Below are 12,235 nucleotides of genomic sequence, written 5' to 3'. Positions count from 1 at the left end.
TCGAGGCCGGACACTACCGCGACGGTAGCCTCACTGGGGGTGCAACAGCGTCAGACGGAAAGCTGTCGTTGCTTACCGGAAAGCGTCGCAAACGGGTAGACGCACACCAGTACATCGCTACACCCGTCCGTATCAGTTCGCAGCACCGTGAGATCGATATTTCGACCACGTTCGTGCGACGAACTGCGGGGTCGATCCAATGAGCGTCCCAACGATAGCAGGCACCACCATGAAAACGAGAAGGAATCCAACGTGCCCTAGTAGTTCCTCAATCGAACGCGGTAGCGGCGTCACTCCCCGAACGCCGAAATACGCACACGAATACGACAGCGAGCTCAACAGTCGGTATTTGAATGCAACGCCGACGAACGACAGGAGCACCGTCCACAGCGAGAAGAGGAGAACAACCATCGCGACGGTATCGACACCGACACCGGTCACATCGAAAACCTGTGGATCAGTTGAGGATTTCACAAAGACGTATACAGCTGATGCGAAAATAGAAAGCGTCATCACCCACCGTGGGTTCGGCGCTGGCTTCGACCAGTTGAAGATCGTCTCCCCAGTCATCATTTATAACTGACAGCACAGCCAATAATAGGCTTTCCGAAGGTGCCACGTTGATTTCCATAAACAGTTGTCAAAACTTCTTTTTTACTCATTATGTGCCACTTTAGCTTGAATGTCTGAAAGAAAGACAGAATTCAACCGAAGATCCGTACTTAAACAGACCGGCGCTTCTGTGATCGGTCTCAGTTCACTCCCGACGCAGTCGAGAGGGTCGTCGGCACGGCCGTCGACACCGAGGACGACTAGTCCTCGGCGCGCCAGCGTTCGTCCCGGTCGACCGCGAGGTACTCCTGCAACAGCGGCGGGAACTTCCGTCCTTTCAGATAGCGCAGCCCGAAATCCTCGGACCAGTTGATGATCCCCCGGTCCTCCGTGACGACACCGGCGTCCAGTTCCTTCGCTAAGATGAGCAGGTCGAAGTCCTCGCGCGAGTCGAGCACCCCCTGCCGGAGCGCGTCGCGGTACTCGTCGCGCAGGTCCGAGATCACCTTGTCGACTGCCGTCATGTGATCGTGTTCGTCCAGTTGCTCGCTTCGGGACTCCTCGGCCTTCCGAACCGCTTTCTCGGAGACCCGCAGGCCGCGATTGACCCGCTCAGACATCTCGTCGATGAACTCGTAGACGATCTCGGCGGGGATCATCACCTCGTAGTGGGCCGGCGATTTCGTGATGACCCACGTGTCGAGTTTGTCGAAGACGACGTCGTCGACTTCCCGATCGGCAAGCATCGTCGTGAGTTCCTCTTTGATCGACGGCGGCATGTAACAGGAGATATTGTGGGTCAGTTTCACCTCCGCGATCAACTCCAGCAGGCCCAGACAGGCGTCCTCCACGGACTCGTCCTCGCCCCTGATCTCCGGGGTCAAGAACACCGACGTGTCGAGGACGAACCGCTGTTTCAGCGGGCGATCGGCCATGTGAGTACTTGACTACCGAGGTACAAATACTGTTGGCCGGATGAAAGCGCCGTCGCACTTTTCTCCGAGCCACGTGTCAGCAGCTAGCATGGGCCAAGACTGGCTCGCGGCGTTCGACCTCGACTGTCCGCCCGAGGACCTGCTGGAACACTTCGAGACCGAGACGGTCGACGGTCGCCAGTACCGCCACCTGTCCGACGCGCGCCACGGCGTCGAGCGTGGCACCGCCATCGTCGACGACACCGTCGTCCGTGGGTATCCCTCGATCCCCCGCACCCTCGTGCTCGATCCCGGCATACCCGACCACTTCGACGGGCCACTCGCTATCGAAGAGAAGCTCAACGGGTACAACGTCCGCATCGCGCACCTGCCGAGCGACGAGTCGTCGCCCGAGAGCGTCGATCCATCGGACGTTCTGGCCGTCACCCGCAGTGGGTTCGTCTGCCCGTACACGACCCGTCTCGTCACCGAACGGCTCGACGTAGCGCCGCTGTTCGAGGCCAGACCGGGGGCGATGCTCTGTGCGGAACTGATCGGCCCGGCGAACCCCTACACCCAGCACGACTACGACGGCGTCGAATCGGCCGCGTTCCGGGTCTTCGACGTGCGCGACCGTGAGACAGGGACACCGCTACCGGTGGAACGCCGGCGTGAACTGTGCGACCGCTACGGCCTCCCACAGGTCCCCAGTTTCGGCGTTTTCGATCCCGAGACCGCGGTGTCGGTCGCCCGCGAGACGATCGAACGGCTGGACGAGCGCGGGCGAGAGGGGGTCGTCTGCACCTCGGTCGACGGGGAGCGAAAGCTGAAGTACACCACCAGTGCGATCCACCGCGCCGACCTCGAACACGCCTTCTCGATGCCGTTCGACTACGGTCGCGATTTCATGTTCTCGCGGATCGTCCGCGAAGCGTTCCAGGCCGTCGAATTCGACGAAGACGAAGCGACCGTCCGCGAGCGCGCCCGGAAACTGGGCGAGTCGATCCTCGTGCCCGCCGTCGAAGCGGTCCGGGCCGTCGAAGCGGGCGAGCCAGTCGGCCACACCCAGACGGTACGGGGCGATCCGGCCGCCATCGCGTCGCTGCTGGCGCACTTCCGTGATCTGGGACTGGAACTGGCGGTCGAACGCGACGAGCGCCACGGCGGTCGCCGCGAAGTCGTGTTTACCAAGGTCGCGACGACGACCCGAGACAAGACCGCACACTACCTCGACGGCGGGCTGATCGACGAGTGAAAAGAAGTTCCACCCTCAGGGCGCTGGCAGCGGTTCCTGGGCTTCCAGCAAGAGGTCTTCCGGCGCGTCGGGCATCGGTTCGTTCTCTAGGATCACGTCGATCGGCAGCGTCGGCGCGCCGTCGACGAGGTTCTCCATGAGGACGAGGCGTTCGCGGGCACGGCTCATGCCGACGTAGTAGACACGCCGTTCGTTGTCGGTCAGCGTCGGAATGGGGTCGGTGTGTTTGGTGAACTCCTCGTCGCCGGGGACGTGGGTTCCCTCCTGTTCGATCTGGGCGGCCATCTGCTCGACGACCTTCTCGGTGAGGTCGGTGCCGACGAAGACGTGGTCGGCCTCGCGACCCTTGGCGGAGTGGATCGTCCCGAGTCGGACGGCGTCCGTCGCCATCCCCTCGTAGTCCCCGCGGAAGTACGCCTCGACGGTCCGTTCCTGGAAGTTCGTCACCTTGCGGACCATGTCGGCGGCGGCCCGCGGGTCCGGTGCGAACGGTGCGTGGTCGCGAATCACGTCCGGGTCGATCTCGATGTCGGCCAGATCGTCTTCCTCGCTCGCCTCTGCGATCTCGTCGAGTTCGTCGAACAGATCGTCTCGCTCGCCAGTCCCGAACGCGGAGTCGGCGAGCATGTCCGCGAGTCGGCGACCTTCCAGCACCGAGAGCGGTTCGTCCGCGTCGAGTGCCTCGACCCCGCGGACGTACTCGGTCAGTCGGTCGGTCCACATCCGCTGGTCGGTCAGGCAGGTAAAGGGAATCCCCTCGCCGATGAACTCGTCCATGAACTGGAACATCTGATAGCGTGCGCGGAACAGGACCATCACGGTCCCCTCGTCCTCGTCGACGGTCCGGCGGATCTCTCTGACGAGATCGAGCATCGAGGGGTTGAGCATCGGCAAGACCTCGCCGCCTTCCTTGCGCGGATTGAGGTCTTTCTCCTGGCGCTTGTCGATGTGGCGCACTTCGCGGTTGACGACGTTGAGGATCGAGGAGGGCAGCCGATAGGAGTTCGGGAGGATCTCGTCCACGTCGACGTCCTCGTCGAGCAGCAGGTCGGGATCGGCACCCTGCCAGGCGTAGACGACCTGGTCGTCGTCACCGGCGATGAGGATCTTCGTCATGTGGGGTTTCCACTCCTCGTAGACGTCGTACTGCAGGGTCGTGATGTCCTGGAACTCGTCGATGATGAGATAGTCGACGTTGGGCAGCAGCGAGCGCTGCTGGACCCGTTCGAGCATGTCGGCGAAGCCGGTCAGGTCGTTGTCGCCCTTGTACTGTCGCCACGCTCGGATCGCTTCGGGCACGTCGAGCCGGTCGTCGTCACCCGGCCACGTCGGCGTGTACTTGTTGCCGGTCTGGGCGTTGTCGTCGATCTCGGGTGGCAGTCGGACCTCCTCCTCGTTCCACTGGAAGGGCACGTCGTACCAGTCGGCCACGTCACGACGGGTGCGCTGGAGCCACTGGCTCGTAGCGATGACCTTGTTGCCAAGTGTCGTCGAGCGGGCCGAGCGTCGCCGCGACCCCTCGTACTCGTCCTCGAACTCCAGCCCGAACTCGTCACAGAACTCTTCCTTGTCGGACTCACCGACCACGTCCCCACGCGAGAGATTGAGCAGTTCGTACGCCTTCGCGTGCATCGTACACACGTTGCCCTTGAGCGTCCGAGGGTTAATATCGAGACGCTCTGCCAGTCGCTCACGGATCTCCGCCGCAGCAGCACGCGTGTACGAAACGACCAGAATATCACGAACGTCGGCCTCGTCTTGGGCGAGTAGTTCTTCGACACGGTCGAGCAGTGCCGTCGTCTTCCCGCTTCCCGGGCCGCCGAACAATCGAACGACCTGCGGGTTCGCGTCAGTCATTGGGAACCTAGAGGGGGCGGGCACTCATAAGCGACGTGCTTCGGTCAGCGCGGGCGAAACGGGGACTGTGAGACACCGCACCGTCGCTGGCGGAACGGCTAGCTCTCCGAAAGCGAACGCCACTAAGAGTGTCTGGGTGACCGGGCCTCCCGCACGTCTGCGCCGTCACGGATCATGTCCTCGCAGTCGGGACAGACCCGCGGATCGGTGTTTTCCTGAGGTGTGAACACGCGTACATAGTCTTTGGTAACGAACGAACCGCAGTTCTGGCACTTGGGCATGGGCTCTCCCTGTCTAACCCATACTGATTATCGCTAATATAAGTATCGACGAATTACATAATGATCTTTCGTACTTCTCCTGCGGCAATCGAACCACACACGACACGGGCGTTTTCGTGGTGGTACAGCCGACGTTGACGAATTGGCACCGTTTGGCAGCCGACAGAAGCGAGTTATCTCGGGCGTGTCCGGTCGAGGACCGTCGGCGTCATCGGTACAGCGAGAGATACAACATACTGAAGCCGATGATAAACGGAACCGTCTCGGCGAGCTGAAAGAAGGTGCGGAGTAACTCGGAGGCGTTGCCCGCACTGAGCTGTGTGATGACACTGGACACCGCAACACCCATACTGATGAACGCGAAGCCGACGAACGCCGATTGCAGTCGCTCCGAGGGGCGTTTGCGGTACGCCTGGAAACTGATGAGCGTGATCCCGAGCGTGAGGCCGAAGACGACCATCCGCAACAGCACCAGCACGCCACTCGCGATCGCGACGGCATCGACCATGCTTGTGTTCTCCTATTCGGGGTTGAGTTCGTCCCAGAGCTGACTGAACCGGTCCGGGAGGTTCTCTTCGCGGTAGATTCGGACGCGGTACTCGTCGTCTTCGAGCGAGATGACCGTCGACTCGAAGTTCGACTCGTACACTTTGTAGTGGTTCCCGTCGTCGGCGACGAGGGTGCGATCTTTCACCAGATCGTACTCGGTCAGCATCTCGATCCGGCGATAGATGGTCGGCAACGACATATCACACTCCTCGGCCAGTTCCTTGGCGGACTGGGGTTCGCGGCTGATGGCTGCGAGCACGCGGCGCGCGTGCTGGTCACCGATCGTATCGAGAATCTCTTCGATACTTTTCTCGTCGTCCACTACCGGAACGGTTCTCCTCTCGTCATATAAGCGTTTTCGAGCGTCGGGGTTCTTTCACAGCCAGAAAACGCTGGAGGGTACTTATGCAGATACCCACCATAGCTCCAGTTGCGGATCGACTCCAGGTGATTCCAATGACCGAAGACGAATTCCGTCACGCTTCGACGGGCGAAACGGTGCATACCAGTGCCGATGAGCGCTTGACCCCCCTCATCGGCGGGCACAACACCGACGATTCGTCCGACCGATCCAGACGTGACCCCGTGCCTGAGGCACTCCTGTCTTCGGTCGGCGAGGAACTGGCCGATGGCGCAATCGCCATCGACGAGGGCCTCGTCACACAGAGTCTGGACGAGATCCTCCTTGCGTTGATCGCGTCGTCGACGGACGACACGCACGGAACAGGACTGATGGACGAGCTAGAGCGTTGTTTCGACGCTCAGCTGAGCCCAGGAACTGTCTACCCCCGACTGCACGAACTCGACTCCGAGGGACTCCTCGAACAGCACGAGCTCGTGCAGACCAAACAGTACTCGATCAGCGATGACCCGGCTGCTCGAGCACGAATCGAACGCGCGGTGTACCAACACCTCGCGATCAGCATGTTCCTACAGGCGTCGCTCGACGACGTCTGACAATCCAGTCCTGCCCGAACCAACGCTCTCTCCCCTTTCATACGGAAAGTTGTCGTTGCGTACCGGTGAGCGTCTCCCACGTGGCGACGCTCACCGGTCAATCACTACAACCGTCCGTATCACACGCTCCATAGCGACGCGAAAGCGATACGGCGAACGTGACGCTACGAGGAGTGAGTTACAGCCGAAAAGTCGACGTGTCGTGAGGCCGGCGTCAGTTCGGTACCCAGCCACACACCGAGCATTCTGTGGCCGCGCCGTCGTGTAGACCGCCACAATCGGGACACTGCTTCTTGTTGTAGTTCTCTTCCCAGCCAGCATCCTCGACTTCGTGCCCACGCTGGGACAGGAATTCGTCGATCATGTCGTCGGTACTCGGTGCGGTCGCCATACATGGTATGCTTTAGCACACCAACATATAGCTCTACTGGTTTCGACGTATGTTACCACAGACCAGTCGAACATCGTGAGCGAGTCGCTCTGAGCGACGTGTCTCGTTCGCACCCACCCGACACCGAATCACCCGAGTCGATCCGAAAACAGTGGTAATCGCACGGCTGACGGTCATCACACGGCGTCGCGGGACCACAGCCGAAGCGTCGTCACTATCACATTGAAAAACGGAAAGGAATGGTGGTGGGGGTGGTGGTGGGTTGGCACCGGGATGGTGCCGTACTTCGAAAGTGAGGTCGATGGGTAATAAAATAACAGGCCCAGTTATCCTCTGTGATAATCAGGCCGAACCATCGGCCTTCTGGACTCTCGCCTGTCGCTGCTCATTCGCTGGTGAAAACGGCCTTCGCTCGTCACGTTCGTTCCTCGCAGGATGGGCCCGGGCGGATTTGAACCGGAGACAGACGTGCTCGCTGCCGCTGCACGCGACTGTCGGGGTTCGAATCCGTGTCAGCCCATCCGCTCGTCACGTACGTTCCTCGCAGGATGGGCCCGGGCGGATTTGAACCACCGGCCTCTTCCTTGTAAGGGAAGCGTCATAACCACTAGACCACAGGCCCGTATCCGTGGCAAATCGGTGTGGGGGAATAACGCTTTCTTTCTGTCGTGCGGGAGTGACAGCCAGCCAATCGCAGGACGTGACGGGGTCCCGGCCAGTCGACAGTGTTACACGGGCGACACCCCACGGTAAGACCATGCAGCGGTCGACAGCGGTCGTCGGGACGCTCGTCGCCGTCTTGCTCGTCGCGACGGGCGTGCTCTGGTCGGGCGTGTGGATTCAGTTCCTCGATCCGGGTCCCTACGAGGAGACGACGGTGACGGTCGTCGACGAGAACGGCACCGAACTCGGGGCGGTCGACGCCCGTATCGCCCGGTCGTGGCAACAACAGCTCGTCGGCCTGAGCAAGACCGACTCGCTCGATGCCGACGAAGGAATGGTGTTCGTCCACGAGCAGGCGGGCCGCCACACCTACGTGATGCGGGGGATGGCGTTCCCGCTGGACATCGTCTTCGTCGCCCCGAACGGGACGGTCACGGAGATCCACCACGCCGCGACACCAGATGGAAGCGCCGGTGAGGGCACGCTCAGGAAGTACACCGGCGAGGGCAAATTCGTCCTCGAAGTGCGCCGAGGATGGACCAACGAAACGGGGCTCGACGTGGGCGACCGCGTCGCCATCCCGAACATGACCGACAGAGACAGCCAGCCCGCCAGTGCGACGGGCCAGCAGACCGACGTGACCGAGGCGACACCGACGAACGAATCGACGGTCGCGGCGACGGCCACGGGATCGCCGACACCGGACAGGCCGGCCGTGACGGCCGTCGACGCCAACGGGACTGCACTCGGGACCGTCACCGTCCGAGTCGCCGACAACGACAGCGAGCGCTACACCGGGCTGAGCGACACCGCGTCGATGGCGTGGGACGAGGGGATGCTCTTTGTCTTCCCCGAGACGGGCGAGTATCACTTCGTGATGCGACGCATGGACTTCCCGCTGGACATCGTCTTCGTCGCCCCGAACGGGACGGTCACGGAGATCCACCACGCGCCCGTCCCCGAGGGCGAGTACGAAGAGCGCTATCCCGGGCGTGGGAAGTACGTTCTCGAAGTCAACCGAGGATGGACCAACGAGACGGGGCTGGACGTTGGCGACCGGATACGCGTGCCCAACGGTAGTGCCTCCTGATACTGCCGGCTGTAACTGTTTCAAGATATTCGCGACCACGGGGTCGCAAAATTCTTCACAGACGTACAGCCGGCAGTATGAAATCCGCTCGGGAGTACAGTCGTGGGCTTTCGTCTCGAAGCGCTGGTAATCCGTGGTCGCTGCTGCCCGTCTCGAACGTTAGTTAGCGGGGTCAGCCCTCGGCAATTCGATCGTGAACGCCGCTCCCTCGGGGTCGTTGTCCTCGATCCAGATGTTACCCCCGTACTGCTCGACGAGTGTTTCGACGAGATACAGACCGATGCCGGTTCCGTCACTGTTGCCCCCCATCTCGTCTTTATCGAAGATGACCGGCTTGTACTCGTCCGGGATTCCGGGGCCGTTATCTGCAACGGTCACACGGGCAACGGTGTCCGTCACTGTCATCGTCACCGTGACCTGCGGGTCGCCCGCCTCGTTGTGGTGGACAGCATTCGATAGTACGTTCCCGAAGACTGCCTGAATCGCCTCGTTCGCCTCGATAGTGGCGGTCGGGAGTTGTCCCTCGACACGGATGGTCGCGTCTTCGAACCTGCGTTGTGACTTGGTCACCTCGCTCGTGATCACGTCGGAGAGTTCGATCGGGGTGAAGTTGGTCGCACCACTCTCCTCCAGGGCATCGGTGAACTCACCGACGTTCGCCGTGAGTTCCGCGATGTGGTCACAGGTGTCTTGAATGCGTTCGAGATACTCGACACCGTGCTCGTCGACGTGCGGAGCGACGGCCCCTGCCCATCCCATGAGGAGCTGGACGTCGTTGTTGATGTCGTGGCGAACGAGGCGATTGATGAGAGCGAGTTCCTCAGTTTTCGTCTCCAGTTGCTGTTCGTGTCGCTTCTGTTGGGTGATGTCTCTGGAGATGAACTGGACCGTTTCGTGGTCGACTGTCTCCCGACGTGGGGTGACGATATTGTGAAAGTGACGGACGCCGATGGTGTCCTGGAACGTCACGGCGCTCCCGGCAGTGATCGCGCGGCGGCCATGTTCCAGTCGCTTTGCCGCCACTTCGGGATCGATGATCGCCGACAGTTGTGTGCCGATCAGTTCCTCCCGAGACAGCCCGTGTGATCTAGCCATCGACATGTTCGCGGACAAGACAGTACCATCGGACGTGACCTCGACGATCTCGTCCGGCGTGTTGTCGACCAGCTGTTCGTACTTGCGCCGGGCCTCGTACTGGGAGACGACGTTGTGGATTCGGTTGGCGAGTAACTGGAGCGTGTCCCCATCGATGATGCGAGTTTTCAGCAGGTAGTCGTCGATCCCGGCACCGATCGCTTTGCTCGCGATCGTCTCGTCACCCTGGCCGGTGAGCAGGATGAACGGAACATCGAACTCCGCAGCGATCGCCTGGTGGAGTTCCAGCCCGTTCATCGAGGGCATCTCGTAGTCGCTGACGACGCAGTCGATCTGCTGGTCGCGCATCACCGCCAGCGCCTCCGAACCGGTACTGGCCGTCCGAGTGTTGAGACCATGTTTCTCTTCGAGCGTCTCCGACGTTATTTCGAGAAAGAAATCGCTATCGTCGACAACGAGAATCGTCGCGACGGGCACGGAGTTCATTACACCTCTTTGTCCGAAGGGCAAGTTAACACGTTCCCCCGCTCTATCCCGAATGATAACGAGCGCTCGGCAGTGAGATCGATCATTCCGTACGACCGACGTGATCCCCTCACCACGCGACTCCTGTACCCTTGTTACCACTTCATACGACGGCCTTTTGGGGACAGGTCCATTCAGAAGGGGATAATGGATATCGACGCGGGCGACGACGATGCCTTCGAGGACGTGCGCAACTACGTCGACCATCCGATGCGTCGGCTGTTCGCCGAGTACGGACGGGACAACGCCGGTGCGTTCACCGTCGGCCTGCTCAGTAGTATCGTCGCCAGACTGCTTGATCTGTTGCCGCCGGTGTTGCTCGGCATCGCCATCGACGCGACCTTCCGGGGCGACCGGCCGTTCGCACTCGGACCGATCCCCCTCTACGAGTACGCACCGGACCCAGAGTCACAGGTGCTCCTCGCTGCCGGGATCATCGCCGCCGCGTTCACTGGCGGGGCAGCGTTCCACTGGACCCGAAACTGGGGGTGGAACTCCTTCGCCCAGCACATTCAACACGCCGTCCGAACCGACACCTACGACCGGATGCAGCGCCTGAACATGGACTTCTTCGCCGACAAGCAGACCGGCGAGATGATGTCCGTGCTCTCGAACGACGTCAACCGACTGGAACGGTTCCTCAACGACGGGATGAACTCGGCGTTCCGCCTGACCGTGATGGTGATCGGTATCGCGGCGATTCTCTTTTCGTACAACTGGCAACTCGCCCTGGTGACGCTCGTGATCGTCCCCGGCATCGCCTTCTTCACGTACCAGTTCATTCAGACGATCCAGCCAAAGTACGCCGACGTGCGCTCGTCGGTGGGCCAGCTAAACTCCCGGCTCGAAAACAACCTCGGCGGTGTTCAGGTGATCAAGACCTACAGCACCGAGAGCTACGAATCGGATCGGGTCGACGACGTGTCTCAGGATTACTTCGACGCCAACTGGGACGCCATCGGCACCCGGATCAAGTTCTTCCCGGGCCTGCGTGTGCTCGCGGGCGTGGGCTTCGTCGTCACCTTCCTCGTCGGTGGGCTGTGGGTGTACAGCGGTGAGGGACCGTGGCTCTTCACCGGGACGCTTTCGGAGGGTGAGTTCGTCGTGTTCATCCTCCTGTCCCAGCGCTTTATCTGGCCGATGGCCCAGTTCGGCCAGATCATCAACATGTATCAGCGGGCCTACGCCTCCGCCGAACGCATCTTCGGGCTGATGGACACACCCGCCCTGATCGAAGAGCGCGCGGACGCCCCGGATCTGGCCGTCGACGACGGCGAAGTGACCTACGACAACGTCACCTTTGGGTACGACGGTGCGGATGGCAGCGAGGAGGGAGCCAGTGACGAGACGATCCTCGACGACGTGAGTTTCACCGTCGAGGGCGGCGACACGCTGGCGCTCGTCGGTCCGACGGGGGCCGGCAAATCGACCGTGATGAAACTCCTGATGCGGATGTACGACGTGGACGACGGCGCGGTCGAGATCGACGGGCAGGACGTGCGCGACGTGACTGTGTCGAGTCTCCGCGGCTCGATCGGCTACGTCAGTCAGGAGACGTTCCTCTTCTATGGAACGGTCCGGGACAACATCGCCTACGGCACGTTCGACGCCACCGACGAGGAGATCCGCGAGGCCGCCGAGGCCGCCGAAGCTCACGGCTTCGTCCAGAACCTCCCCGACGGCTACGACACGATGGTGGGCGAACGCGGTGTCAAACTCTCGGGGGGCCAGCGCCAGCGTATCGCCATCGCTCGGGCGATCCTCAAGGACCCCGAGATCCTCGTGCTCGACGAGGCCACCAGCGACGTGGACACGGAGACGGAGATGCTGATTCAGCGCTCGCTCGATCGACTCACCGCAGATCGGACGACCTTTACCATCGCCCACCGCCTCTCGACGGTCAAAGACGCCGATCAGATCGTCGTCCTCGAAGACGGCGAAGTGGTCGAACGCGGCACCCACGGGGACCTCCTGTCGGCCGACGGCCTCTACGCGAACCTCTGGGCGGTACAGGCCGGCGAGATCGACGAACTCCCCGAGGAGTTCGTCCGGCGTGCGACCGAACGCCGCTCGAAGGTGGATGCAGAAGCGGGAGACGACGACTAA

The 12,235-nt window shown here is 61.6% G+C and carries 12 protein-coding genes and 1 tRNA gene; 4 read left to right on the top strand and 9 right to left on the bottom strand.

What is annotated here, in order from left to right; all coding sequences use genetic code 11:
* Positions 1–132: 132 nt before the first annotated feature.
* Both AC5FRW_RS09275 and AC5FRW_RS09270 read right to left on the bottom strand, forming a co-directional pair.
* Positions 133–570: a hypothetical protein gene (locus AC5FRW_RS09275; protein WP_493568159.1), complete on the bottom strand. Its 438-nt coding sequence runs from the start codon at positions 568–570 to the stop codon at positions 133–135.
* Between the two features lie 242 nt (positions 571–812).
* Positions 813–1,487, bottom strand: a complete 675-nt coding sequence (locus AC5FRW_RS09270; protein WP_493568158.1) for an RNA ligase partner protein — start codon at positions 1,485–1,487, stop codon at positions 813–815.
* An 88-nt stretch (positions 1,488–1,575) separates the two neighbouring features.
* Between AC5FRW_RS09270 and AC5FRW_RS09265 the strand changes: the two genes are divergently transcribed.
* Positions 1,576–2,721, top strand: coding sequence for an RNA ligase (locus AC5FRW_RS09265; RefSeq protein ID WP_493568157.1), 1,146 nt, complete (start codon positions 1,576–1,578; stop codon positions 2,719–2,721).
* A 15-nt stretch (positions 2,722–2,736) separates the two neighbouring features.
* On the opposite strand, the gene AC5FRW_RS09260 is transcribed toward AC5FRW_RS09265, so the two are convergent.
* The 4 genes from AC5FRW_RS09260 to AC5FRW_RS09245 all read right to left on the bottom strand — a co-directional run bounded on the left by AC5FRW_RS09260 (position 2,737) and on the right by AC5FRW_RS09245 (position 5,730).
* Positions 2,737–4,578 (bottom strand): UvrD-helicase domain-containing protein, encoded by a 1,842-nt coding sequence (locus tag AC5FRW_RS09260; protein WP_493568156.1) that lies wholly within the window; start codon positions 4,576–4,578, stop codon positions 2,737–2,739.
* A gap of 122 nt (positions 4,579–4,700) precedes the next feature.
* Positions 4,701–4,859 (bottom strand): DUF7563 family protein, encoded by a 159-nt coding sequence (locus tag AC5FRW_RS09255; RefSeq protein WP_493568155.1) that lies wholly within the window; start codon positions 4,857–4,859, stop codon positions 4,701–4,703.
* Between the two features lie 208 nt (positions 4,860–5,067).
* Positions 5,068–5,367 (bottom strand): DUF7521 family protein, encoded by a 300-nt coding sequence (locus AC5FRW_RS09250; RefSeq protein ID WP_493568154.1) that lies wholly within the window; start codon positions 5,365–5,367, stop codon positions 5,068–5,070.
* A gap of 12 nt (positions 5,368–5,379) precedes the next feature.
* Positions 5,380–5,730, bottom strand: coding sequence for an ArsR/SmtB family transcription factor (locus AC5FRW_RS09245; RefSeq protein ID WP_493568153.1), 351 nt, complete (start codon positions 5,728–5,730; stop codon positions 5,380–5,382).
* Positions 5,731–5,864: 134 nt separating this feature from the next.
* On the opposite strand from AC5FRW_RS09245, the gene AC5FRW_RS09240 reads away from it, so the two are divergent.
* Complete coding sequence (locus AC5FRW_RS09240) at positions 5,865–6,365, top strand: PadR family transcriptional regulator (protein ID WP_493568152.1); 501 nt, start codon at positions 5,865–5,867, stop codon at positions 6,363–6,365.
* Between the two features lie 214 nt (positions 6,366–6,579).
* Here AC5FRW_RS09240 and AC5FRW_RS09235 read toward each other — a convergent pair whose 3' ends face one another.
* Together AC5FRW_RS09235 and AC5FRW_RS09230 are read right to left on the bottom strand one after the other, a co-directional pair.
* The gene (locus AC5FRW_RS09235) at positions 6,580–6,756 is read right to left on the bottom strand and encodes an HVO_0416 family zinc finger protein (protein ID WP_493568151.1); all 177 of its coding nucleotides are present in this window, start codon (positions 6,754–6,756) and stop codon (positions 6,580–6,582) included.
* Positions 6,757–7,305: 549 nt separating this feature from the next.
* Positions 7,306–7,378 (bottom strand) — tRNA-Val (locus AC5FRW_RS09230).
* Positions 7,379–7,513: 135 nt separating this feature from the next.
* On the opposite strand from AC5FRW_RS09230, the gene AC5FRW_RS09225 reads away from it, so the two are divergent.
* Entirely contained in the window at positions 7,514–8,509 is a 996-nt protein-coding gene (locus AC5FRW_RS09225; protein ID WP_493568150.1) for a DUF192 domain-containing protein, read from the top strand.
* 159 nt (positions 8,510–8,668) lie between these two features.
* On the opposite strand, the gene AC5FRW_RS09220 is transcribed toward AC5FRW_RS09225, so the two are convergent.
* The gene (locus tag AC5FRW_RS09220; protein WP_493568149.1) at positions 8,669–10,090 is read right to left on the bottom strand and encodes a response regulator; all 1,422 of its coding nucleotides are present in this window, start codon (positions 10,088–10,090) and stop codon (positions 8,669–8,671) included.
* Between the two features lie 186 nt (positions 10,091–10,276).
* Here AC5FRW_RS09220 and AC5FRW_RS09215 point away from each other — a divergent pair, with 186 nt between their 5' ends.
* The gene (locus AC5FRW_RS09215) at positions 10,277–12,235 is read left to right on the top strand and encodes an ABC transporter ATP-binding protein (protein WP_493568148.1); all 1,959 of its coding nucleotides are present in this window, start codon (positions 10,277–10,279) and stop codon (positions 12,233–12,235) included.

The sequence above is a fragment of the Halomicrobium sp. HArcht3-1 genome (assembly GCF_058933345.1).
The sequence above is the reverse complement of the archived record's forward strand: the minus strand, read 5'-3'. Positions and strand labels throughout refer to the sequence as shown.